Origin of the sequence: Paradevosia shaoguanensis (assembly GCF_016801025.1) — a bacterium.
Classification (GTDB): Bacteria; Pseudomonadota; Alphaproteobacteria; order Rhizobiales; family Devosiaceae; genus Paradevosia; species Paradevosia shaoguanensis.
Genome location: NZ_CP068983.1, coordinates 1,590,158 through 1,613,770 on the forward strand (window position 1 = coordinate 1,590,158; position 23,613 = coordinate 1,613,770).

At 62.7% G+C, this 23,613-nt stretch carries 26 protein-coding genes; 23 read left to right on the forward strand and 3 right to left on the reverse strand.

Annotation, left to right across the window (positions count from 1 at the left end; all coding sequences use genetic code 11):
- The first annotated feature begins 79 nt into the window (after nucleotides 1-79).
- The 3 genes from JNE37_RS07480 (at nucleotide 80) to JNE37_RS07490 (ending at nucleotide 6,672) form a co-directional block, all read left to right on the forward strand.
- Nucleotides 80-4,402, forward strand: coding sequence for a strawberry notch-like NTP hydrolase domain-containing protein (locus tag JNE37_RS07480; protein WP_203065821.1), 4,323 nt, complete (start codon nucleotides 80-82; stop codon nucleotides 4,400-4,402).
- Nucleotides 4,402-5,439, forward strand: a complete 1,038-nt coding sequence (locus tag JNE37_RS07485) for a DUF7146 domain-containing protein (protein WP_203065822.1) — start codon at nucleotides 4,402-4,404, stop codon at nucleotides 5,437-5,439. The genes JNE37_RS07480 and JNE37_RS07485 overlap by 1 nt, the downstream gene beginning before the upstream one ends.
- Before the next feature lie 306 nt (nucleotides 5,440-5,745).
- On the forward strand, nucleotides 5,746-6,672 hold the full coding sequence (locus JNE37_RS07490; protein ID WP_203065823.1) for a DUF2493 domain-containing protein: 927 nt from the start codon (nucleotides 5,746-5,748) through the stop codon (nucleotides 6,670-6,672).
- A 23-nt stretch (nucleotides 6,673-6,695) separates the two neighbouring features.
- Here JNE37_RS07490 and JNE37_RS07495 read toward each other — a convergent pair whose 3' ends face one another.
- Nucleotides 6,696-7,196: a hypothetical protein gene (locus tag JNE37_RS07495; RefSeq protein ID WP_024899150.1), complete on the reverse strand. Its 501-nt coding sequence runs from the start codon at nucleotides 7,194-7,196 to the stop codon at nucleotides 6,696-6,698.
- 229 nt (nucleotides 7,197-7,425) lie between these two features.
- Between JNE37_RS07495 and JNE37_RS07500 the strand changes: the two genes are divergently transcribed.
- Together JNE37_RS07500 and JNE37_RS07505 are read left to right on the forward strand one after the other, a co-directional pair.
- On the forward strand, nucleotides 7,426-7,866 hold the full coding sequence (locus JNE37_RS07500) for a hypothetical protein (protein ID WP_203065824.1): 441 nt from the start codon (nucleotides 7,426-7,428) through the stop codon (nucleotides 7,864-7,866).
- A 567-nt stretch (nucleotides 7,867-8,433) separates the two neighbouring features.
- Nucleotides 8,434-8,760, forward strand: a complete 327-nt coding sequence (locus JNE37_RS07505) for a DUF736 domain-containing protein (protein ID WP_009450558.1) — start codon at nucleotides 8,434-8,436, stop codon at nucleotides 8,758-8,760.
- Nucleotides 8,761-8,854: 94 nt separating this feature from the next.
- Here the strand turns inward: JNE37_RS07505 and JNE37_RS07510 are convergent, their stop codons facing one another.
- A complete protein-coding gene (locus tag JNE37_RS07510) occupies nucleotides 8,855-10,096 on the reverse strand; it encodes a type II toxin-antitoxin system HipA family toxin (protein WP_203065825.1) in 1,242 nt (413 codons plus the stop codon).
- Nucleotides 10,074-10,394, reverse strand: a complete 321-nt coding sequence (locus JNE37_RS07515; protein ID WP_009450556.1) for a helix-turn-helix domain-containing protein — start codon at nucleotides 10,392-10,394, stop codon at nucleotides 10,074-10,076. The genes JNE37_RS07510 and JNE37_RS07515 overlap by 23 nt, the downstream gene beginning before the upstream one ends.
- Before the next feature lie 319 nt (nucleotides 10,395-10,713).
- Here JNE37_RS07515 and JNE37_RS07520 point away from each other — a divergent pair, with 319 nt between their 5' ends.
- From JNE37_RS07520 to JNE37_RS07600, 18 genes are all read left to right on the forward strand, one after another.
- Nucleotides 10,714-10,980 carry a helix-turn-helix domain-containing protein gene (locus JNE37_RS07520; RefSeq protein WP_020818551.1) on the forward strand — a complete coding sequence of 89 codons (267 nt, stop codon included), beginning with the start codon at nucleotides 10,714-10,716 and terminating at the stop codon, nucleotides 10,978-10,980.
- Between the two features lie 60 nt (nucleotides 10,981-11,040).
- The gene (locus tag JNE37_RS07525) at nucleotides 11,041-11,316 is read left to right on the forward strand and encodes a DNA -binding domain-containing protein (RefSeq protein ID WP_203065826.1); all 276 of its coding nucleotides are present in this window, start codon (nucleotides 11,041-11,043) and stop codon (nucleotides 11,314-11,316) included.
- Between the two features lie 128 nt (nucleotides 11,317-11,444).
- Nucleotides 11,445-11,777 (forward strand): transcriptional regulator domain-containing protein, encoded by a 333-nt coding sequence (locus JNE37_RS22605; RefSeq protein ID WP_246513571.1) that lies wholly within the window; start codon nucleotides 11,445-11,447, stop codon nucleotides 11,775-11,777.
- Complete coding sequence (locus JNE37_RS07530; RefSeq protein WP_246513573.1) at nucleotides 11,713-12,210, forward strand: DUF2285 domain-containing protein; 498 nt, start codon at nucleotides 11,713-11,715, stop codon at nucleotides 12,208-12,210. The genes JNE37_RS22605 and JNE37_RS07530 overlap by 65 nt, the downstream gene beginning before the upstream one ends.
- A gap of 136 nt (nucleotides 12,211-12,346) precedes the next feature.
- Entirely contained in the window at nucleotides 12,347-12,628 is a 282-nt protein-coding gene (locus JNE37_RS07535; protein WP_010336149.1) for a helix-turn-helix transcriptional regulator, read from the forward strand.
- Between the two features lie 7 nt (nucleotides 12,629-12,635).
- Complete coding sequence (locus JNE37_RS07540; protein WP_203065828.1) at nucleotides 12,636-13,781, forward strand: replication initiator protein A; 1,146 nt, start codon at nucleotides 12,636-12,638, stop codon at nucleotides 13,779-13,781.
- Entirely contained in the window at nucleotides 13,778-14,431 is a 654-nt protein-coding gene (gene parA, locus JNE37_RS07545) for a ParA family partition ATPase (RefSeq protein ID WP_203065829.1), read from the forward strand. Before JNE37_RS07540 ends, parA begins: the two co-directional genes overlap by 4 nt.
- Nucleotides 14,428-14,682: a hypothetical protein gene (locus JNE37_RS07550; protein ID WP_203065830.1), complete on the forward strand. Its 255-nt coding sequence runs from the start codon at nucleotides 14,428-14,430 to the stop codon at nucleotides 14,680-14,682. Before parA ends, JNE37_RS07550 begins: the two co-directional genes overlap by 4 nt.
- Complete coding sequence (locus JNE37_RS07555) at nucleotides 14,679-15,197, forward strand: DUF2840 domain-containing protein (RefSeq protein ID WP_203065831.1); 519 nt, start codon at nucleotides 14,679-14,681, stop codon at nucleotides 15,195-15,197. Before JNE37_RS07550 ends, JNE37_RS07555 begins: the two co-directional genes overlap by 4 nt.
- Nucleotides 15,194-15,739 (forward strand): S26 family signal peptidase, encoded by a 546-nt coding sequence (locus JNE37_RS07560; RefSeq protein WP_203065832.1) that lies wholly within the window; start codon nucleotides 15,194-15,196, stop codon nucleotides 15,737-15,739. The genes JNE37_RS07555 and JNE37_RS07560 overlap by 4 nt, the downstream gene beginning before the upstream one ends.
- Nucleotides 15,740-15,774: 35 nt before the next feature.
- On the forward strand, nucleotides 15,775-16,110 hold the full coding sequence (locus JNE37_RS07565) for a DUF736 domain-containing protein (RefSeq protein ID WP_203065833.1): 336 nt from the start codon (nucleotides 15,775-15,777) through the stop codon (nucleotides 16,108-16,110).
- Between the two features lie 4 nt (nucleotides 16,111-16,114).
- Nucleotides 16,115-16,825 (forward strand): lytic transglycosylase domain-containing protein, encoded by a 711-nt coding sequence (locus JNE37_RS07570; RefSeq protein ID WP_203065834.1) that lies wholly within the window; start codon nucleotides 16,115-16,117, stop codon nucleotides 16,823-16,825.
- Between the two features lie 1,264 nt (nucleotides 16,826-18,089).
- Nucleotides 18,090-19,211 carry a DUF3363 domain-containing protein gene (locus JNE37_RS22610; protein ID WP_246513655.1) on the forward strand — a complete coding sequence of 374 codons (1,122 nt, stop codon included), beginning with the start codon at nucleotides 18,090-18,092 and terminating at the stop codon, nucleotides 19,209-19,211.
- A gap of 186 nt (nucleotides 19,212-19,397) precedes the next feature.
- Nucleotides 19,398-21,386 (forward strand): conjugal transfer protein TraG, encoded by a 1,989-nt coding sequence (locus JNE37_RS07580; RefSeq protein ID WP_203065836.1) that lies wholly within the window; start codon nucleotides 19,398-19,400, stop codon nucleotides 21,384-21,386.
- 14 nt (nucleotides 21,387-21,400) lie between these two features.
- Nucleotides 21,401-21,862 carry a ribbon-helix-helix domain-containing protein gene (locus JNE37_RS07585; protein WP_203065837.1) on the forward strand — a complete coding sequence of 154 codons (462 nt, stop codon included), beginning with the start codon at nucleotides 21,401-21,403 and terminating at the stop codon, nucleotides 21,860-21,862.
- 146 nt (nucleotides 21,863-22,008) lie between these two features.
- Nucleotides 22,009-23,001: a P-type conjugative transfer ATPase TrbB gene (gene trbB, locus JNE37_RS07590; RefSeq protein WP_203065838.1), complete on the forward strand. Its 993-nt coding sequence runs from the start codon at nucleotides 22,009-22,011 to the stop codon at nucleotides 22,999-23,001.
- The gene (locus tag JNE37_RS07595; RefSeq protein WP_009450539.1) at nucleotides 22,998-23,330 is read left to right on the forward strand and encodes a TrbC/VirB2 family type IV secretion system protein; all 333 of its coding nucleotides are present in this window, start codon (nucleotides 22,998-23,000) and stop codon (nucleotides 23,328-23,330) included. Before trbB ends, JNE37_RS07595 begins: the two co-directional genes overlap by 4 nt.
- A complete protein-coding gene (locus JNE37_RS07600; RefSeq protein WP_009450537.1) occupies nucleotides 23,330-23,611 on the forward strand; it encodes a VirB3 family type IV secretion system protein in 282 nt (93 codons plus the stop codon). Before JNE37_RS07595 ends, JNE37_RS07600 begins: the two co-directional genes overlap by 1 nt.
- Nucleotides 23,612-23,613 lie beyond the last annotated feature (2 nt).

The following is a 23,613-nucleotide window of genomic DNA, read 5'->3' on the forward strand; positions in this document are numbered from 1 at the left end:
GCCGGGAGGGGTTAAGTCCAGGCGGTCGAGAGAGAGCGCTGTCCGGGCTTGTCCTTCCCGCTCTCCTGAGGTTCCCAACATGAACATGGCTTTTCCCGTGACCGATCCGGTCACGCCGCTGGCGGCTGCGCCCGCAATCCTGGCTGCGGCCAATCATCTGCTCCCCCACCTCGAACGCGGCCAGCGCGTCGATGCCGTGACATTGCGCGGTGCGATGGAAACGGCCTTCGGCGCGTCGGACGCTACCGGCGCCTGGGACTGGAAGCTGGCTTATGAGGCGTGCGAGGTCGCCACAGTTCTCTTCCTGCGCAAATACGGAAAGGCCCTTTTCCGTAAAGCCGTGTCTCCGGCTGCACGGATTTCCGTGCTGGCAAAGATCGCGGCGCTGTTGCCCACGCAGACCCGGCGTTCCGAGGAAAGCCAGAACTTCCAGCAATTTTCGACGCCGATCCCGCTCGGCCTTGCCGCTCTGACGGCTGCCGCAATCACGCCTGATGACAGGGTTCTGGAACCATCGGCTGGCACCGGCCTTCTGGTGATCCTGGCGCAGACCATCGGCGGCTCGTTGATCCTCAATGAACTCGCAGATACCCGCGCCGATCTTCTTACTCAGCTCTTTCCGGCCTTTGCCGTCACCCGGTTCGACGCCGCCCAGATCGACGATCATCTGGCCCCGGATGCCGTCCCGTCGGTGGTGCTGATGAACCCGCCATTCTCGGTTATGTCCAATGTCAGCAGGCGTGTCGCCGATGCGGCCTACCGTCATGTTGCCTCGGCGCTGGCCCGCCTTGCTCCCGGCGGTCGGTTGGTGACGATCACCGGCGCTGGCTTTGGCCCCGAAGCTCCGGCATGGCGGGACGCTTTCATTCGCTTGCAGGCCCGTGGTCGCTTGGTGTTCAGCGCTGCCGTCGATGGCGCGGTTTACGCAAAGCACGGCACCACGATCGACACGCGGCTGACCGTGATCGACAAGCTGCCCGCCGACGATCCGACCAGTTTCCCGGCCTCTCCAGGGATCGCGCCGGATGTTGCTACGCTGATCGAATGGATCGAGGCGCATGTCCCGCAGCGTTCGCCGGTATCATTGCCGAAGATCGTGGTGCCTGCTTCGACCGCCGCGCCAAAAACCGTGCGAGGCTATCTGGCCCGCTCGGCAGCACCGCGGCCTGCCGCTGCTCCGGACAACGATCTCGAGGGCGTCGAACTTGCCTATGAAACCGTGGACTGGTCGCCACCGGAAGGCACTCGCCTGTCCGACGCGATCTATGAGGAGTATGCGCTGCAATCGCTGCGCATTGCTGGCGCGCAGCCGCATCCGACCAAGCTGGTGCAATCCGCCGCCATGGCCTCGGTCGCACCGCCCAGACCTTCATACCGGCCCATGCTTCCCGCTGACATCTTTGCGCGTCTGTCGGACGCCCAGCTTGAAACGGTGATCTATGCCGGTGAAGCCCATGCCGATCATCTCGCCGGCGCATGGACCGTGGACGAGCATTTCGACAATGTGAGCGCCGCGCCCGAGGATGCTGCTGGATCGATCCGCTTTCGCCGGGGCTTCATGCTCGGTGACGGAACCGGCGCTGGCAAGGGTCGCCAGTCCGCCGCCATCATTCTCGACAACTGGCTTCGCGGTCGGCGCAAGGCGATCTGGATCTCCAAATCCGACAAGCTGATCGAGGACGCGCAGCGCGACTGGTCGGCGCTCGGCATGGAACGGTTGCTGGTCACGCCCCTGTCACGCTTCCCTCAAGGCGCAAAGATCACGCTGTCGGAAGGCATCCTTTTTACCACCTATGCCACGCTACGCTCCGACGACCGGAGCGAGAAGGTTTCCCGCGTCAAGCAGGTCGTCGAATGGTTGGGGTCCGATTTCGATGGAGCCATTATCTTCGACGAGAGCCATTCCATGCAGAATGCCGGTGGCGGAAAAGGTGAACGCGGTGATGTCGCCGCCTCGCAGCAGGGACGTGCGGGCCTGCGGCTTCAGCACGCGCTGCCCGACGCCCGCGTCGTCTATGTCTCGGCGACTGGCGCCACCACCGTCCACAATCTCGCCTATGCTCAGCGCCTCGGCCTCTGGGGCGGTGAGGACTTTCCGTTCCAGACCCGCGCCGAGTTCGTCGAGGCGATCGAATCCGGTGGCGTTGCGGCCATGGAGGTCCTGGCCCGCGACCTGCGATCTCTCGGCCTCTATACCGCCCGCTCACTCTCCTATGATGGCGTCGAATATGAACTGATCGAGCATCAGCTCACGGACGAACAGCGGCACATCTACGACTCATATGCTGCCGCCTTCGCTGTCATTCATGGGAACCTGGACGCGGCCATGGAAGCCGCCAACATCACCGGCAGCGAGGGGACGCTGAACCGGCAGGCCAAATCCGCCGCCCGTTCGGCCTTTGAAAGCACCAAGCAGCGCTTCTTTGGCCATCTGCTGACCTCCATGAAAACCCCGACCCTGATCCGGTCCATTGATGCCGATCTTGAAGCGGGCCATGCGGCCGTCATCCAGATCGTCTCGACCGGCGAAGCGCTGATGGAACGGCGGCTATCCGAGATCCCCACCGAGGAATGGAACGATATTTCCGTCGATGTCACGCCGAGGGAATATGTAGGCTCGTATTTGCAGCATTCCTTCCCGGTGCAGCTCTATGAGCCGTTTACCGATGGCGAGGGGAACCTGTCGTCACGCCCCGTCTTCCGCGATGGTCAGCCGGTGGAATGCCGCGAAGCGGTGGCGCGGCGCGACGAGATGCTGGAACAGCTGGGGTCGCTTCCGCCTGTCCCCGGTGCGCTCGACCAGATCGTCCAGCGTTTCGGCACAGATATGGTGGCGGAGGTCACAGGGCGTTCACGCCGGATCGTGCGCAAGGGCGACGGGGCATCGGCCCGCCTTGCGGTCGAGAACCGTGCGCCTTCTGCCAACCTTGCCGAGACTTCGGCCTTCATGGATGACCAGAAGCGCGTCCTGATCTTCTCGGATGCGGGTGGCACGGGGCGCAGCTATCACGCCGAACTCTCGGCGAAAAACCAGCGGCTGCGCGTGCATTACCTGCTGGAACCTGGCTGGAAGGCCGATGCCGCCATTCAGGGGCTGGGCCGCACCAACCGGACCAATCAGGCGCAGCCGCCGCTCTTCCGCCCCATCGCTACGGATGTCAAAGCCGAGAAGCGCTTCCTCTCGACCATCGCCCGCCGTCTCGACACGCTGGGCGCGATCACGCGCGGCCAGCGCCAGACCGGCGGTCAGGGGCTGTTCCGTCCGGAGGATAATCTGGAATCCGCCTATGCCCGCGACGCGCTGCGCCAGCTCTATCTGCTGATTGTGCGCGGCAAGGTCGAGGGCTGCTCGCTGGAGCGGTTTGAAACCGCTACCGGGCTGAAGCTGATGGACAGCAACGGTGTGAAGGACGACCTGCCACCGATCACCACCTTCCTCAACCGCCTGCTGGCGCTGACCATCGAGTTGCAGGGTATCCTGTTCTCAGCCTTCGAGCAGCTTCTGCAGGCCCGGATCGATGGGGCAATTGCATCCGGCACCTATGACATGGGGCTGGAAACGCTGCAGGCCGAAAGTTTCATCGTCACAGACCGGCAGGTAATCCACACCCATCCCGGCACCGGCGCGGAAACCCGGCTCCTGACGCTCACCGAGCGCAAGCGCAATCAGCCGGTCACGCTCGATTCATCCCTGGCTGAACTGGATAATCCCCGCGCAAGATTGCTCATCAACGAGCGATCCGGTCGTGCCGCCGTGCAGATCCCGACCACCAGCGTCATGCTGGATGATGGCGAGATTGAACGGCGCGTGCGGCTGATCCGGCCGATGGAGGCGATGAACATTCCGGTGCGGGCGATGGGCGAGACCCATTGGATCGAGGCTGGCCGTGCCGCCTTCACTACAGCCTGGAAGGCGGAACTGGCCGAGGTGCCGGAATTCACCGACAGCATCCTGCATATGGTGACGGGGCTCCTTCTGCCAATCTGGAAACGCCTGCCGCAGGACTCCTCCCGCGTCTATCGGCTCCAGACCGACGAGGGAGAACGCATCATCGGTCGTCGGGTATCGCCGGCCTGGGCCACCAATGCCTCGACCAGCGGCGTTACCAGCAACCTGTCACCGGATGCCGCCTATGCCGCGCTGATCGAAGGTCGCACGATCCTTGATCTCGCCGAGGGCCTGCAACTGCGCCGCGTCCGCGTCATGGGCGCCAACCGGATCGAACTGACCGGCTTTACTGATGCAATGCGTGACCGGCTGCGGGTCTATGGCCTCTTCAGCGAGATCATCTCGTGGAAACTGCGCTTCTTCGTGCCCGTCGATGCAACGGGGCCGGAGATCATCGGCAAACTGCTTGACCGCTTCCCGGTTGAGCGCATCGGTGAGCGGGAGGCCGCATAATGTCGCGTCTCAACGCTTCCGAACTGGCGCAGCGTCTCGGCCGACAGGCCGAGGCGGTGTGCCGCCACTACCTCTCCAATGGCCGCAAACAGGGCAATTACTGGCAGGTTGGCGATGTCCGAAACACGGCTGGCCGCTCCATGTTCGTCCGGTTGCATGACAGCACAAAGGGCTTCGCTGGAAAATGGCAGGACTCGGCCACGGGTGAATATGGCGATCTGCTCGACGTGATCCGGGATTCACTCGGCCTGATCGACTTCGCAGATGTTGCCGAAGAGGCCCGGCGCTTCCTCAGCCTGCCGCATCCTGAACCACAGCCGCCATCCCGCCAGCCTCGAATGCCAGCACCATCGGGATCATCCGAGGCAGCACGCCGCCTCTGGCGCATGACACAGCCGCTGATCGGCAGCATCGCAGAAGCGTATTTACGCGGACGCGACATTACGGATTTACGCCAAACCGCAAATCTGCGGTTCCATCCCAACTGCTACTGGCGGCCCGAGGACGATGGCCCGACCGAAACATGGCCCGCCATGATCGCCGCCGTCACCGGCCTCGATGGCAGGATCACCGGCGCGCACCGCACATGGCTGGCCCCGGACGGTTCCGGCAAGGCACCTGTCGATCCGCCGAGGAAGGCAATGGGCGACCTGCTCGGACATGCGGTTCGTTACGGGGATACGCAGGATGTCATGGCAGCGGGGGAAGGTATCGAAACCATCCTGTCGTTGCGTCAGGCTCTGCCCACTATGCCGATGGTTTCCGCGCTCTCGGCCGGACACCTCGCGGCCATCCTGTTCCCGCCGCACCTGCGCAGGCTCTATATCGTCCGTGATAACGATCCGGCAGGTGACAGCGCCCGTGATAGCCTGGTGGACCGGGCGCACGAGGCCGGGATCGACGCCATCACGCTCTCGCCCATGATGGGGGACTTCAACGAAGATCTCGCAACTCACGGGCTGGATGCCGTTCGGGCAGAGATCCGGGTGCAAATCGCTCCCGAGGACGTCAGCCGCTTCATGGCTTCAATAGAATAGCCGGCACGAGACCGTGATCGGGGAGTACTGATCCTGTCATGCGCATAGACTGCATCCTGTCATCAGCAGAGGACCGCGCCTTGGCCTTCTGAGAGGGCGATCGGCCCACAAACACTCCGGTCAGGCAATGGCGGCGCCCGACTGATTTCCGTCGGCGGCGGAGCCGCCTTTACAGCGCGAAACAAATCAGCCGGGCTTTGCCATCAAGGCCCTCGCCAGAGGCTCGGCCTGCCAGGCCGGAGCGCCCGTGGGCGTGTCTCGCCATGAAGGCCGCGACGGTCGCGGTCCAACTGACGGAAGCATCCCATGTACGCGCGCGACGAATTCGAACCCGATCACAGCACGTCCCCGACCGGCCATGCCATCGAAGAACTCGAACTCTATGGCTACCGCCCCTCCGAAGACGAAGCCGATCCCCGGATCACCCCCGAGGATCACGTCATCCAGGGCGCAGTCTCCGACATTTTCGACGCCCTGATTTCCACCATGGCCGACACCAGCCTCGATTTCGACCTCGACGAAATCCTCTGGTCCACCGTCAACACCTTCCACCGCGCTGTCGAACGGATCGAGCGCAAGCTTGACGATAACGAGCAGACGCAGAAACGCCTTCAACGCGAACAGGACGGCAGCGAGGTTAAATCCGTCCAGTTGGAAACCCTGATCGGCGCGGGACAAAGCCTGATCGAGCGCCGTGACAGCATGGAAATCTTCCGCGAGACTGCCGCGGACATCTATCTGCGCACCACCGGAACGCCCTGGTCGCAACGCTCCGGTTCACGGGTCAACCATCGCCAGATGACCTCGGCCATGATCGACAGCCGCGACTTCATCGCCGCCAAACGCCGGGCCGACAACGAGGTGCTGTTGCCCGCCGGGCCAAAGATCGCCTTCTCGGGCGGAGACACGACTGATCACCGGACGATCTGGGCCAAGCTCGATCAGGTCCATGCCAAGCACCCGGACATGGTTCTGATGCACGGTGGATCGCCCAAGGGCGCGGAACGCATCGCGGCCACCTGGGCCAACAATCGCAAAGTCGCGCAGGTCGCCTTCAAACCTGACTGGGCTAGACATGCTAAGGCGGCGCCGTTCAAGCGCAACGACCAGATGCTCGGCATCATGCCGATCGGGGTCATCATCTTCCCCGGCACGGGCATTCAGGACAATCTGGCCGACAAGGCTCGCAAGATGGGTATCCCGGTTTATCGCTTCGGGACCGGCAGCGCGTGAGCGCTGCCTGTTCAGCATAAGCACTACTGCAATAGCGCCAGGTCGTCCCAACGAATTCGGACATAACGGCCTGAGCGCTTTGGCAATTGCTTGCGGCTGACCATTCGCCCGGAGACCTGGAATTCCGCATTAATTTTGACCACGAGCAGCTTGCTGAAATGCCTTGATGTATCCACCATCACCACGTCTTTGCTCTTGAAAGGAGTGATGGTTTTGATCTCGACATGATCATTTTCGAGCCTGCCGTCCGAACCTTGCGCGTAGGTCTTGTTCAACTTGATGCCGTAGGTGATGGCACCGAACAGCTCACCGATGTCGCCATACACAGATAAATGCAGGCCCGTCTCCAGATGGTAGCTCTCAGCGAGTGAGATCAGGTCCTCAAAATACGGGATCATTGATCGGATGGCGTTTGGATACTTCGCTCCCCATTCCTTGTGACGAAGCTGTTCGTCAATGTCTGACCATGTCACCCATTCGCCGTCATCATAAAATGCCCGATCTGACCAATCGACTTCTGCCATAAACTTTAACCCGCATCCTTCCGCCCAACGATATGGTCATCGTAGAGGTGCAGCAGATACTGGTCCACCAGACGCATAAGCTTTCTCATTCAAACTGCGAGTTTTCGGACAGGCCTGGCCTCGAAAGCCATCGCTTCTCGCGCGGTGAGAGGAATGCTGCTATGCTGTGATTGCGCCATGGTGGTGGTGGAAGGCGCAGCCGTCCAACCTTTTGCACGGAGTCACCACCATGATCGTTCTCGGAATTCTTGTTTCCATTGCAGCCATCGCCACCATGTGCTGGCTGCTGTTCAATCTCGCCGTCTTCGCCCTGCCGTTCTTTATCGGCTTGAACGCAGGCATATGGGCCTATGGCACGGGCGCTGGCTGGCCTGGCGGCATCCTCATCGGTCTTATCGCTGCGGGTCTGACACTGGCGGTCGGTCAGGGCCTGCTCATGCTGGTTCGTCCGATCTGGGCACGGCTGCTGATCGCTTTGGCCTTCGTCGCCCCGGCGGGCATGACCGGGTTTTACGCTACGCTCGGGATCGTCAAACACATGATGCCGTCCGAGACCTGGCAGATCATCTTCTCGGTGGTCGGTGCGGTCGCGGTGGGCGTGACAGCTTTCCTACGCGTTGCAGGCATGGCGGCAACCGGCCCTGCGGACGGGAGCCTTGCACGCACCTGAACTGGAGTGACCCGTAGAGGCAGGACCAGAATCGGATACGGATCATCTGCCGTCTTCGTCAGGAGGCGGGCGGGTAGATGGCGTGTAAATCTCTGATCAGCGTGAGGCACAGGCACGGCCCATAGGAGCGCAGGACGGTCAGTGCCAGCATTCGAGGACTGACCGAAAACCGGTTGGGGCAATGCCGATGGCACAGGCCGGAGAAAAGGATGTGCACGGCCTGAAACGCGGGGGACCAGACAAGCCGGTGCGCCGGTCTGGTCGTCCTGATGGAGCCTCGAGGTTGCCTCCGTCCCCGTTCAACCCCCGTGTCTCGACCGCTCCAAACGGCCTCTTCAATGGCCTGATCTGGCCGAAGACCAGCGCGATGCGCTTCGACCGCTCTAGCGCAACAGCGTCGTCACAACTTTCTTCCCCTGCCGGCAAAGCCGACATTCCGCGCGGAACAAGAAAGTTTCTCCTGTGCTATCCAGCCCCTTTGGGGTGCGCCAGCGTTCGTCTCCGGCCGGTCGATCGCCATAGAGGCCGCAATGGTGCGGGCTCGGAAACGGAAATCGGAGACTTAAAATGGCAACCATCGGCACCTTCAAGAAGACCGGCTCGAACGAATTCACCGGCGAAATCGTCACCCTCAGCGTCCAGGCCAAGGGCGTGCGCATCATCCCCGACCTGCGCGCCACCGGCGAGAACGCCCCCAGCCACCGCGTTCTGGTCGGCCGCGCCGAAATCGGCGCCGCCTGGTCCAAGCGCTCCAACGAGGGCCGCGACTATCTGGGCCTCAAGCTGGACGATCCAAGCTTCAACGCTCCGATCTACGCCAACCTCTTCGACGAAGAAGACGGCGAAACCTTCTCCCTCATCTGGTCCCGCCCCAACGGTCGCCGTGGCGACTGAGGCGCGGAACAAAGGCTCCGACCGCAAGGTCGGGGCCTTTCCCGTGCCCGCGGGAAAGCCGCCAGGCCCGGTGACCTGTCCGGGCTGGAACTGCTCAGCCGGTCAGGATCGGGATCATGGTTTTCACATGGGCGTCGATCCGTTCCAGCACGAGCGGGGGGACCACTTCGCGTTCCGGCAGGGTCCACCATTTTGCATCGATGCGTTTCACCGTCTCGACAACGGCCTTGAGCACGGCTGGCTCGGGAAGCCTTGCCCGATTGGCAAACGTCTTCCAGCGGGCCGGAGCCAGGCCCTTGAAGGCCCGCTCGCCGCCCAGAGACAGCGCCAGCCCATCTGCCGGAATATAGGGAACGGTCGAAAGCATGTCGTAGATCGGTGCAAGAGCGGGCGTGTCGCCGTCGCCCGGATAGATCAGCGACCAGTTCTTGAGGTGCATGTCGCCATTGCCCATGACCACCGAGAAGGTCAGCCGCCGGACAAACTCCAGCGCGGTGAACGGCGAGATCGCAACATTCAGCACAGAGGCGATGTCGTGGGAGGCGGCGCCATCATATTTGCGCGCCGGGTACAGGCCGAAAACCTGCGCGAAATCCTCGATATGGATGCGCTGCCCATCATTTCCGCGATCAAAGCGCCGCACGAGCAGGACCAGCCCCTCGGCAAGTGTTTCGAACTCTTCGGGAATCCCCTCGAACTGGTCTCGGCTGACCAGTTCCCGCTCAGGCACGTCCATGCCGATGGCTTCGGCAAGCGCGAGGTTCGCGAACTCGTTTTCCGACACGCCCGGAAAAGCGGTCGAGGGGAATTTCGCGATATACTGCCCTTCGCCATCACCAAGCGGCAGGGTCAGCCCGCCGCCCTTGCCGGTATTTTTCATCACCGAGAGCTTCATCTGCACGCCCGCCAGCGAGAAGCGGGCCTTGGGCCGCCCTTGGGATGGGGCCGCCCCGATGCCCGGTTGACCGTCACTGGGCAGCACCCGCACCGCCCCCGGCAGATCCGCGCCAAGAGCTGCCAGGAGATCGAAATCATTTCCCGGCCGGACGTTGCCGGCATGGTGCTTCTCCATCGCCTCGCGCAGCCGGTCTTCGGGCAGCAGGTTGGCAAAGAAGGGCGGCAGGCTGCCTGCGACAGGTCGCGGATCCTTGCGCAAGCCCCCTGATGCCGCGCGCAGCGACAGGCTTAGAACCGGAATGCCGCCGGTCGCACGATAGGCCGGATCAAGGCTGAAGGCGTTGAAATCACCCGGCGTCCTGACGATTGTGCCAACCTTCGCACTGTTCAGGAACACGTCCAGCGCGGTGATGGTCTCAGCGGTACGGGCGGCTGTCATCGTCGCTCTCCGGTTGCGGGCTGAAGGCCGGATGATCATCCTCGGCCTCGGGGCGCAAAAGCGCCTCGATGGCGGGCACCATTGCCTGCGGGACCAGCATCATTTCCAGCCCAAGCGCCCTGGCAATGTTGATCAATGTCGTGGTGCGCGCAGCCGCCGCCCCCGTCTCGATGTCGCGGTAGCGCGGGCGCGAAATGCCCGCAAGATCGGCCACCTGCTCCTGGGTCAACCCCGCTGCAAGACGCGCGCGGCGAAAATGGTCGCCGATCAGCCTCAGTGTTTCTTCTTCCGCCTTCATGTGATGCCTTTACGGATCATTTTTGCTGCACTGATCTGGATGGGTATCATATCCAGCGCAAAACGCAAAGAAAATGATCTCCAAACATATCACGATCATTTCCCATGGAGCGTTTGGGGATCATCTTGCGCTGGTCGGCGTTACGGCCAGCACAAGTGCTGCAATTGCGGCGTACAGGCGAATCAGTCGGGCTGCATGCTCAGCCGTGCAGATAACGCCCTGGCCAGATTCGACGATTTCGTATGGCGTATCGGGCGAAGGCGACTAAAATAGCCGTAGTTCTGGAATGCGCGCCGGTCGCGATGGGAGGTGATCATGCATGATCACCGCTCGACAGTCGCGGGCCGCACGCGCGTTGCTGGGTTGGACGCAGGAGACGCTCGCTGACAAGGCCCGAATATCGCTGACTGCCCTGAAACGCCTTGAGTCCGAGAACCGGCTCGAGGTGTATGAGACAACGCGGGATCAGGTGCGCCGGGCGCTTGAAGCAGCAGGGATTGTTCTCCTGTCCACGGATCGCGGGCAAGGAGTGTTGCTGGTACATGGCCAAGACGAGAAGAGACACCGACAGATCCATGACGCCTGACGGGCGCGGGCGGCATCATCGATCCGCTGCGGCGGCCTGTGCTCTGTGGCGACCCGCGACATGACATCTCCGCTTCCCCCCTTCGACGATATTGCACCTGTTAGCGGCGAGCTGACCGAATATGACCGCGCGCATATCAAGCTCTATATGCGGCTGCTCGATGCCGCCGATGATGGGGCGGAATGGGCCGAAGCCGTCAATGTGCTGTTCGGAATTGATCCTGTTCGGGAACCTGAACGCGCCCGGCAGGTCCATGACAGCCATCTGGGACGGGCGCGCTGGATGACACAGAGCGGCTATCGTCAGCTGCTGCGTCATCCGACAGATCGGACCTGACCTCGCCGCCGTCGCACCAGTGATGCCTTCAGAGCATCACCCCATGTCTTTGTTCTGGCTTCCATCTCGGTAGAGGCGCCGCAATTCTTTCACGCTCCACCTGTGCAGTTTCAACCAGGAGCGGAGCAATGAAGCCGGATACATCCCGCTGGCGAGACCAGGACCAGTATGAATTCTTCGATGCGCTGCCCGTTGAGGGTGTCGCCTGGGAATGCCTGCGCCGTAACGCCTCCTATCAGGCCAGTTTCGATGATCTTGTAGCGCAAGGCGCCGGGCATCTTCCCTTTGCGGATGACGTCCAAAATCGCTGGGGGTTGCGATTTCCCGGCAGACCCCGGCTTTTCCGCGCTCGACCAACCGGTCATCTGGTCGCCTGTTGCCAATCCGGACATGCTGATGCTCGGGGCAGCGCCCGATTTTCTTCCGCCTTCTCCGTCCGCCTTCTCGGTCGATTTTGCTGATGCCATCTGCGGACCAGAGGGGACATATGGTGTCTGTGATGCCAGAGACGGCGTTCAATATCTGATCCTCGCCGACACCGATGCCAATTCGCAGCCGGCGATCATCCTGCCACTTGACGAAAATCTGCCGGATCGGCTCGAAGCCATTCTCAGGCTCTGGCACATCTTGGCCGGGAAACCCGCGCGCCGCGACCCCAGGATGACGCCGTATCAGCGCCGACGGTTCCGCCTGATGATGCAAGCCGCCGACGGAAACGCCAACCACGCGACCTATCGTGAGATTGCCATCGCCATCTACGGAGAGGCGCGCGTTCGGGCCGAACCGTGGAAGACATCGGCTTTGCGCGCCTCTGTCATCGCCCTTGTCCGATCTGCTGCCGCGCTGATCGACGGCGGTTATCAGGATCTTTTGCGCCATCGTCGCAAACCCTGACTCTGACGCCTGATCGAGGGTGAGGATTTCACCCCTTCGATCTTCCTCATCCCCCATGCCGCCGCGCCTTCGCCACCGTGCGCTTGTCATGCCGTTGATCGTCAGCGGCATCCTGCACAACCACGGAGGCCACCCCATGCGACCTGATCTCGCCGCCTTGCCGCCACGCTACCTGCGCACCAAGGAAGCCGCCGACTTCCTCAGCCTGTCCGCCCGGACGCTGGAAAAGCACCGGACTTACGGAACAGGGCCTGCCTATCACAAGCTCGGCGGCCGCGTGGTCTATTCGGTCGAGGATCTCGCAGCCTGGGTTGCGCGCGGGTCGGTGACATCAACGTCGGATCCACGGGGACAGGTTCTCCCGGCAAAACCTCTCCCGCCGACCGCATTCACGTCACCCAAGCGCATCACGCGCTGACCGGCTGATGGCCCCCCAATATCCATATGCCTCGGAGCGCGGACAACTCGATTTGTTTCGGGCGATTCCCGGTGAATTCGCTCCACGAGACGCGCAGGATCTCATGGCCTATCCTTTCTTTTCCCTTTCCAAATCGCACCGTATCCGCCCGATTGACTTTGCCCTGGGTGACGTCTCGATCCGTGTCGAAGCTGTTCCCGATCACGGTATGGCGACGATCTGGGATGCCGATATTCTGATCTGGGCGGCCAGTCAGATTGTTGAAGCGCGGGACGCCGGTCTGCGCACTTCGCGCCTGATGGCGGCAACGCCCTATGAGATCCTGACGTTCACCGGGCGCGGAACCTCCCTGAGGGACTATCAGCGTCTGAAAGCGGCGCTGGACCGCTTGCAATCGACCACGGTTGCGACCTCGATCCGCCAGCGCGCGAACGGACGGCGGCATCGCTTTTCGTGGATCAACGAATGGCATGAGCGGACCGATGCCAATGGCCGCCCGGACGGCATCGAGATGATCGTGCCCGACTGGTTCTACAGTGCGGTTCTGGATGACGCCCTGATCCTCACCATCGACCGGGCCTATTTCAATCTGACCGGCGGGCTGGATCGCTGGCTCTATCGCCTGGTGCGCAAGCATGGTGGGCGGCAGAAAAACGGTTGGCGGTTCGACTTCCGTCACCTGCACCAGAAATCGGGCAGTCTGTCGCCGTTCAAGCGCTTCGCCTTCGAGCTGCGCGACATTATCCGCCGCCAGCCACTGCCCGGCTACACCCTGTTCGCCGAGGTCGAAACCGGCGGCCGGATGCTGCTCGCTTTCGAGCCTGTCTCGGCCTGTGGAAAACCTGTGGATAGTCTCGTGCTATCGGGAACCCGGACTATCGTGCCATCAGGAACCGGAGGCTCGTGCTATCGGGAACCCAAACACCTACTATCCTTCGGTAACAAAAGCGAAAATCGCGCCCTTAACTTAGAGTCTAACACAGAATCTAACTTTGAAGAGCGGCGGCGCGATGTGGAAAAGCTCATCGCGAAGGCTGGTGAGGCCCTCAGATCGGGTGCCCATAAAGGCAAGCTGACACCCCCAAAGCAAGGATCGCCCGCGTCAACAAGCACGCCTGAACTTCCTCTCGGCAAACCGGGAGGACGGCGATGATTGTTGCGCTCCTCAATCAGAAAGGCGGCGTGGGCAAGACGACGCTGGCGCTGCATCTCGCCGGAGCCTGGGCCGCGGAAGGCAAGCGCGTCATCCTGATCGATGCCGACCCGCAAGGCTCCGCACTCGACTGGTCGGAGCGGCGCAGCCATGAAGGGCTGCCAAGGCTGTTCACCGTCATCGGACTTGCCCGCGATACCCTGCACAGGGAAGCGCCGGAACTGGCGCGTGACGCGGATCATGTCGTCATTGATGGCCCGCCCCGTGTCGCCGGTCTGATGCGCTCTGCGCTGCTTGCAGCCGATCTGGTGCTGATCCCGGTGCAGCCATCCCCCTTTGACGGCTGGGCATCAGCCGAAATGCTGGCGCTTCTGAATGAAGCACGCATCTATCGCCCGGAGCTGTCCGCCCGTTTTCTGCTGAACCGATGCGGTGCGCGCACCATCATCGCCCGCGAAACGGCCGAGACACTGGCTGACCATGATCCGCCCTTGCTGGCCACAACGGTCGGCCAGCGCGTCGCCTTCGCTGAAGCCGCACAGACCGGACGGCTGGTATCGGAGACCGATGGCGGCGAACGGGCCGCACAGGAGGTCACAGCGCTGGTGGCCGAGATCGATGGCCTCGGTATCGGGAGGATTGTGCCATGACACGTCCGCCCGCCAAATCCGGCTTCGCGTCTCGTCCGGGCAATCCCGATAGCTGGGTCAGGGCCGCCGATGCCCCGGCAATCGGCAAGACGGCGATGGAGGCGTTCACTGCCCGCCTGACCATCGACATCACGCCCGAACTGCGCGGGCGCATCAAGGTTGCCGCTTTCCGGCGCGGCGTCACCGTCGCCGTGATGCTGCGCGAGCTGCTGGTCCGCGAGTTTCCACCCACCGAAGGAGATCAGCCATGACCGGCAAAACCGCGCGCGCTGCGCATGAACACCCGCTGGCGGACGGGCCTGCCCCGTTCACCACAATGGTCGAACTGACCTTCCAGAAGAAGAAGGTCGAGCGCTGGATACGCTTCGGCCGCAAGAGCTTTGAGCAGATCATCGACCGCCGCCGCAGTCTCGTCGGCTTCGCACCCGAAAGCATCTTCGCCTTCGTCCGCTGGGCCTCCAACGATTACGGCACCATCGTCTCGCGGCTCGACATCCTGCGCGCTGTCGGCCGTGGCGAGCCGTTCCAGACCGTGCCCTTCGTTCGCCCCGGCGGCGAGATCCTGCTGCGTATCGATGGCTGGCCAAAGGTGCAGCAAGCGCTGGCCGCCATCGACGCTGTGGACGCGCTTGGCGTCGATCCGGCGGATGTTGCGCCGGACCATTGGCGGCACGTCCACAACCGTTTGAGTGCTGGTCAGGACCCCAACCCTTACACCCCGGAGCGCCATGCCGCATGGGTCAGCCGCCGGAGGATTGCGCCATGAGCCGCCGTCATATTCTCGCCGTGTCCATGCTGGCTGTCGGCACGCTTGTCGCCACGGCTGTTGCCGATCTGCCAACCCGGTTGATCTGGAATGCGACTGCCAGCGCGCCCATCGGCTTCTACACGGTTGCTCCTGCCGATACGCTCAAAATTCCCGAACTCGCCGTCATCGAGCCGCCCGAACCGCTGGAGCGGTTCATGGTTGAGCGCGGCTATATCGGGTGGGGCGTGCCGCTGCTGAAACGCGTCCTCGGCTTGCCGGGGCAGCGCGTCTGCCGCAGCGGTGCGACGATCACCGTCGATAACGTCGAGATGGGCGATGCACTGGAGCGCGACCGCATGGGCCGCGATCTGCCGGTCTGGCAGGGCTGCCGCATCATCCGCGACGGCGAACTCTTCCTCATGAATTGGGACATCCGGGACAGCCTCGATGGCCGTTACTTCGGACCTGTTCTCGCCAGTTCCGTCATCGGCCGGGCGCTTCCGCTCTGGACCGATGAGGAAGGCGATGGCCGCTACGAATGGCGGGCGGTCACGCATTGAACCCAGGCCAAACCCACAAACACAGGAGACATACCATGCCACAGATCGGTCAATTCTCGCGTGACGCATCCGGCTTCGCGGGTCAGCTCGTAACGCTCACCATGAAGCGCGATCTCGTCATCGTGCCCGCCGAACATTCCGATGCGGAGAATGCGCCGGACTATCGCGTCCATTTCATTGAACATGACGGGCCGGAGGTCGGTGCTGCATGGAAACGCACCGGCGAAAAGGCTGGCGAATATCTCTCGGTACTGCTTGACGATCCCGCCTTGCCGCAGCCGATCCGCGCCAACCTGTTCCGCGATGACGATGCAGGCTCGTCATGGTCGCTACACTGGAGCCGTCCAAAGCCCCGCGAAGATCGGGGCTGAGATCATGCGATCCTGCGCCCTCCTTCTCTTCACGGCCCTGCTGTCGGCTGGCAGCGGCTCGATGCCGGCCATCGCGCAGATCACGCCGCAACCCGCGCCTGTCACCGTGCATCCCCATGCTGCTCTCATTGCCGAGGCGTCACAGCGCTTCGGCATACCAGAGCATTGGATTCGAGCCGTGCTGCGTGTGGAGAGTGCGGGCGATGTGCGCGCAATTTCATCGGCGGGCGCGATGGGACTGATGCAGGTCATGCCCGATACCTGGGCGGGCCTGCGCCGCCGCCATGGTCTCGGGCGTGACCCTTACGATCCGCGCGATAACATCCTCGCAGGCACGGCGTATCTGCGCGAGATGTGGAACCGCTACGGCAATGTTGCGGCCATGCTTGCCGCCTACAATGCCGGTCCCGGTCGCTATGACGAGCATCTGGCGACGGGCCGCGTTTTGCCCGCAGAAACGCGCGCCTATGTCGCCACGCTCGCGCCGCTTCTTGGGCATGCGACTGCGCCCGATGTTCCGACAATCGTGCCGCCACCACCACCGGATTGGCGCGAAGCCCCGCTCTTCGTTGCGCAATCCGGCGGCATTTCAGCGGCGGCAAATCAGCCGTCGGGCGACATCCACGCAACCGTTTCTCTGCGCGATCCCGCCGTTCAGGAGCCGCAGGACAGCGGCATATTCGTGGCCCTTGCGAGCGATGGCGACAAGCCATGAGCATGGCGTTTAAGCGCTCGTTCGGTCCATTTCCGGTGTGCAGTCAGGCTTGGGTGCGCCTGGCAGCATTCCCGGCAGGAAGGGCAAAAAGGGAAGGAAAGGCGGAGGGCAAGATAAAGGAAACCGGCACCCTGTCGGGGCGGTTTCTGGGCAAGCCCTTGTCTGCACACTGTTTTGGGACGCGGCGCACGGCACCATGCTTTTGGGTTTCGCGTGCCGCGATTTGGCGCAAAGCCTTGGCTTCGCTGGGTTTTGACCGGCACTCTAACCGAATATCGGCCGATTTTCCGCCGTCACGGCTTCGGATGCGCCGATGAGTGGCGACGACGAGAACCGCTTTCGCCCGAAGCTTGGCCGCATCAGGTCGGACGTGCCGAAGCCGGGCAAGGCGAAAAGCTTTCTGACGCAGGCAAAGAAGCTGGCGCGTCAGCATAGCAACAGCCCCGGCAGATCATCATCATTCGCATCACGGACATCCTCGTCGTCTTCATCTGGTTCGGCCGGAAAGAACGGGAAGGCACAGCGGGCTGGCAAAGGTCCGGGCGTCAAGCGTGGTCGTGGTGCGGCCTTTGTCCGCGCCCGAACCCTGTCGGGCGGCTGGCGTCACAGCACGGCCGGAGCGCGCCGTGTCGTCGTGAGAACCCGTTATGTCCAGAGCGCGGGAAAGAACGGCAAGGGTGCTGCCCATCTGCGCTACATCCAGCGCGACGGCACCTCGCGCGATGGCGAGCGCGGCCAGCTTTATTCGGCGAACGAGGACCGCGCCGATGGAGATGCGTTTCTTGACCGCGGCAAGGATGACCGCCACCAGTTCCGCTTCATCGTTTCGCCCGAAGATGCCGCCGATCTTTCCGACCTCACAGAACATACCCGCGATCTGATGAGCCGTATCGAGGCCGACCTAGGCACGAAACTCGATTGGGTGGCGGTCAATCACCACAATACCGGCCATCCCCATGTCCATGTCATCGTTCGGGGCAAGGACGATCTGGGCGAGAACCTGGTCATCAATGGCGACTATCTCGCCAATGGTATTCGTGAGCGCGCGAGCGAACTGACCACTCTGGAACTCGGCCCCGTGACCGAGATCGAGCAGAGCCGCAAGCTGTCTGCCGAAATCGACCAGGACCGCTTCACCCGGATCGACCGGGCAATGACCGAAGAGGTCGACGAACGGATCCTGGATCTGCGCCATGAGCCCGACGACACGCGCCGCCAGTTCAACCGCACGCTTCGCCTGCGCCGCCTCGCCAAACTGGAAAAAATGGGATTGGCCACGGAACATGCCCCCGGCGTCTGGGAACTCGGCGCGAAGATGGAGCCGGCGCTGCGTGAACTCGGAGAGCGCGGCGACATCATCCGCAACATGCACAAGGCGCTGAAGGCCGATGGGCTGGCGCGTGATCCGATGACATTCCAGCTTCACGACGGTGCGCCCGCGATGCCGATCACCGGCCGCGTCGTCGACAAATATCTGACCGATGAGATGGGTGAGAACCTGACCCTCGTGGTCGACGGGATCGATGGGCGCACGCACCATCTTCCCGGCATCGATCCGGCCCGCGTCGAAGACGCCCGGATTGGCAGCATCATCGAGGTCGGTCCCGCCGATACAGCAGAGCGCCCATCCGATCGCACCATCGCTGCGATCTCGGAGAATGGCATATATCGCCCGAGCCGCCACCTCGAACAGGCGAAGTTCGAGGGGCGTGTGCCGGGTGGTGATTATGAGGGCTATGTCGATGCCCATGTCCGGCGATTGGAGTCGCTACGCCGGGCCGGGATTGCCGAGCGGATCAACGCCGACCAGTGGCGCATCCCCGAAGACTTCGAGAGCCGCGCCACCGCCTATGATGCCGGTCGCAACCGGCAGGCCAGCATCCGTGTCGTCTCGACCTTCGACCTGGAAAAGCAGATCGGCGCCGATGGTGCGACCTGGCTGGACCGGCGACTGGTTACGCCGGACGCTTCGGACCTTACCCCGGCAGGGTTCGGGCAACAGGTGCGAGAGGCGATGGATCAGCGCCGTGAACATCATATCGCACAGGGCGATGCGACACGGCAGCAGAATGGGCGCATCCTCTATCGGCGCAGCCTGCTCACCAACCTTCGGGAACGGGAGGTGGCGCGCATCGGTGCGGAAATGGCCGGGAGCAAGGGGTTGCCATTCCGGGCGGCTGCCGATGGCGAGACTGTCAGCGGCAAGTTTAGCGGAACCGTGCAGCTCTCGAGCGGCAAGTTCGCTATTATCGAAAAGAGTCACGAGTTCACCCTTGTACCGTGGCGGCCGGTCATCGACCGCCAGCTCGGCCGTGAGGTGATGGGCGTCGTGCAGGGTGGATCGGTATCCTGGCAGTTAGGACGGACACGAGGGCTGGGGATCTGAGCCTTCGCTGCTCTGGTGCCGCGTGAATTGTTCTGGAAATGTCGACATCTGGACGGCTCTTGCGCGAACCTGTCCGATGTGCCGCCGATGGTATCCGGCAGCGCTGCGGCTCGGCCTTTCCTGTTGCGACTTTCGAAAACGCCTATTCTCTGATCGGCTCCGACTCTTTTGCCGATTGGAGCTTATATGCGTGGGGGCCGAATACTCTGGGGCCAGATCATTGTCGTGTTCACCATCGTCCTGGTGATGGTCTGGGCATCGACGCAATGGGTTGCCTTCCGCCTCGGGTTCCAGCCCCAGCTCGGGACTCCATGGTTCGATGTCGCGGGATTGCCGATCTACTATCCTCCGGCCTTCTTCTGGTGGTGGTTTTCCTATGACGCCTATGCGCCCGGTATTTTCACCGAGGGCGCGTTCATCGCCACGTCCGGGGCGTTGTTCGCTATCGCCGCCGCTTTTTTCATGTCGATCATCCGGGCGCGCGAGGCGCGCAACGTCGCCACCTACGGTTCGGCGCGATGGGCCGAGGACAAGGAAATCCATGCTGCCGGACTGCTCGGTCCCGATGGCGTGGTCCTTGGCAGGCACAGCAAGGACTATCTCCGACACGACGGCCCCGAGCATGTCCTTTGTTTCGCGCCCACCCGATCAGGCAAAGGCGTCGGTCTCGTTGTGCCGACGCTGCTGACCTGGCCGGGAAGTTGCATCGTGCACGACATCAAGGGTGAGAACTGGAATCTGACGGCCGGCTTCCGGTCCCATCACGGCCGCGTCCTGCTGTTCGATCCGACCAATGTGTATTCCGCAGCTTACAACCCGCTGCTGGAAGTCCGTCAGGGGGAATGGGAAGTCCGCGATGTGCAGAACATCGCGGACATTCTGGTCGATCCCGAAGGCAGCCTCGACAAGCGTAACCATTGGGAAAAGACCAGCCATTCGCTACTGGTTGGCGCCATCCTGCATGTTCTCTATGCCGAGAAGGACAAGACGCTGGCCGGCGTCGCGAGTTTTCTGTCCGATCCCCGCCGTCCGGTCGAGGCAACCTTGCGCGCCATGATGGACACGCCGCATCTGGGCGAAGCCGGTGTGCATCCCGTCATCGCCTCGTCGGCACGCGAGCTGCTGAACAAATCCGAGAACGAACGCTCCGGCGTGCTGTCCACGGCGATGTCCTTTCTCGGCCTCTACCGAGATCCGGTCGTGGCCCGCGTGACTGCCCGCTGCGACTGGCGCATTGCTGATCTGGTCGGAGCAAAAGAACCCGTCAGCCTCTACCTCGTCGTACCGCCATCGGACATCAATCGCACAAAACCGCTGATCCGCCTCATCCTCAATCAGGTCGGGCGGCGGCTGACCGAGGAGCTGGAAACCTCCGGCAAGCGCCATCGCCTGCTGTTGATGCTGGACGAGTTCCCCGCGCTCGGGCGGTTGGACTTCTTTGAATCGGCGCTCGCCTTCATGGCCGGTTATGGCCTGAAAGCGTTCCTGATCGCGCAGTCGCTCAACCAGATCGAGCGTGCCTATGGACAGAACAACGCCATTCTCGACAACTGCCATGTGCGTGTCGCCTTTGCTGCCAATGATGAACGCACCGCCAAACGGATCAGTGATGCGCTCGGCACGGCCACGGAAATGCGCGATTCCACCAACTATGCGGGCCATCGCCTCGCGCCATGGCTGGGGCATCTCATGGTGTCGCGGCAGGAAACGGCGCGGCCACTCCTGACGCCCGGCGAAATCATGCAGCTTCCGCCAACCGACGAGATCGTCATGGTGGCGGGCGTGCCGCCGATCCGCGCGGCTAAGGCGTGCTATTACGCCGATACGCGGTTTCAGGAACGGGTGTTGCCGCCGCCCGATCTGCGCAAGCCGTCGGTGAAGATGGTAACATCGGCGCCAGACGACTGGACGAGCCGTGTTGTTGCGGCCGCGGCCGGCCACGGACCCACGTCGAACGCGTCCGACGACGATCCTGCCAATGCCGGTATCCGTCGTGAGCCGGAGCTTCCCGAGCATGAGGAAATCATCCCGCCACCACCGCCGCCATCGCAGGAGTTCGACTTTCTCGATGATGAGCCCGACGTCGATGCCGGCAAAGCCCGTGCCATGCGTCAGCGGATGCGCATGGTCGCGCGGCAGGCGTCACTCGACCCAAATGACGGCATCGAGCTTTGAGAAGGAAGACAGGCATGAGGAGTCGCACCCGCATGAATGTTTACTTCGATCCCGCTCTGCTAAAACAGGTGGAAGCGCTGGCCTTGCGCCGAAATATCTCGAAATCCGCAGTGATTGAGGCTGCGGTGGCATCCTTCCTGTCCGGTGACACGACCGAACGGCTGGAAGCCGCAATGTCGCGACGCCTGGATAAGCTTGGCCGCCAGTTCGATATGCTGGACGAAGATGTCGCCATCCTGGGTGAGACGCTTTCGCTGTTCGTGCAATTCTGGCTCACTATGACGCCGCCGCTGTCAGACAGCGCGAAACAGTCGGCACGTATCAAGGGCAACGAGCGCTTCGAAGGCTTCATGCAGACACTCGGCAAGCGCCTGGCTTCCGGAGACAGGTTCCTGAAAGAGTTGTCGCGGGATATGGATTCGCTCCACGATCTTCCGTCGCAAGGCCGGTCTGAAGCCGATGGAAATCGGACCTGAAAATTCGATCTATCCGATTTACCGCCCTACGCCGCCGATGCCCGCATGCGCATAAACATCTGTTGAAACGACCCTAAATCAGGTTCTTTTAATCGACCCCAATCCGGGGTCCGTCTTTTGCGCGTCCCGCCATGAACGGGGCCGCTATGACCACATCACATCAGAAACCCGAGACGATTGCGCGTGGTGCGCGGATGCTGCGCACCGCACTCGGGGCATCGATTGCCCGGCTTCTGGAAGATCCGGCTGTGGTCGAGGTGATGCTGAATCCCGATGGCCGCATCTGGGTGGATCGGCTCTCCGAAGGTCTGGCCGATACGGGAGAGAGGCTGTCTGCGGCTGATGGCGAGCGGATCGTCCGGTTGGTCGCCCATCATGTTGGCGTCGAAGTTCATACCCGAAGTCCGCGGGTCTCGGCCGAACTGCCTGAGACCGGAGAGCGCTTCGAAGGGTTGCTGCCGCCTGTTGTCACGGCGCCGACCTTTGCCATCCGCAAGCCCGCCGTCGCGGTGTTTACGCTCGACGACTATGTAAGCGCCGGAATTATGACCAGCGCTCAGGCCCAGGTGTTGCGCCTGAACGTCGCCACGCGCGCCAATATCCTTGTCGCGGGCGGCACCTCGACCGGAAAAACCACGCTGACCAACGCTCTGCTGGCAGAAGTCGCCAAGACTTCGGATCGCGTCGTGATCATTGAAGACACGCGCGAACTGCAATGCGCCGCGCCCAATCTGGTCGCGATGCGCACCAAGGATGGCGTGGCGACGCTCTCCGATCTGGTGCGTTCGTCGCTACGCCTGCGCCCGGATCGCATCCCGGTCGGCGAGGTGCGCGGGTCCGAAGCTCTCGACCTCCTTAAAGCCTGGGGCACCGGCCATCCGGGCGGGATCGGCACCATCCATGCCGGTTCCGGCATTGGCGCGCTGCGACGCCTCGAGCAGCTCATCCAGGAAGCCGTCATCACCGTCCCGCGCGCCCTGATCGCCGAGACCATCGACCTTGTCGCCGTTCTTGCCGGACGTGGATCGTCCCGCCGCCTGGTCGAACTCGCCCGCGTCGACGGGCTGGGACCGGACGGCGACTACGCCATCACGCATCCCATTACTTTGGCAACCACCCCGAAAGGAAACCCTTCATGATCCGCACGATTTCACGCGGCTGCCGCATCATGGCAACCGCCGCTGCCACTGTTTCCATCAGTCTGATGCTGGCGCCTGCCGCACACGCCTCCGGCTCCTCCATGCCCTGGGAGGCCCCGCTTCAGTCGATCCTCCAGTCGATCGAGGGGCCTGTCGCCAAGATCATCGCCGTCATCGTCATCATCGCCACCGGCCTGGCGCTGGCCTTCGGCGATACCTCCGGCGGCTTCCGCCGCCTGATCCAGATCGTCTTCGGCCTGTCCATCGCCTTCGCCGCGTCGAGCTTCTTCCTGTCGTTCTTCTCGTTCGGCGGCGGGGCGCTCATCTGATGGCGGGCGGGTTTGAACAGCTCGATGCGGTGCCGGGCTTCTCCATCCCGGTTCACCGGGCGCTGACCGAGCATATCCTGCTCGGCGGTGCACCGCGTTCGATTGCCATCGTCAACGGCACGCTGGCCGGCGCCGTCGGCCTCGGCCTTCGTCTCTGGCTGGTTGGCATCGCCATCTGGGCGGTCGGCCATTTCCTCGCGGTATGGGCTGCCAAACGCGATCCGCTTTTTGTCGAGGTGGGCCGTAGGCATCTGCGCATACCCGGTCATCTGTCGGTGTGAGG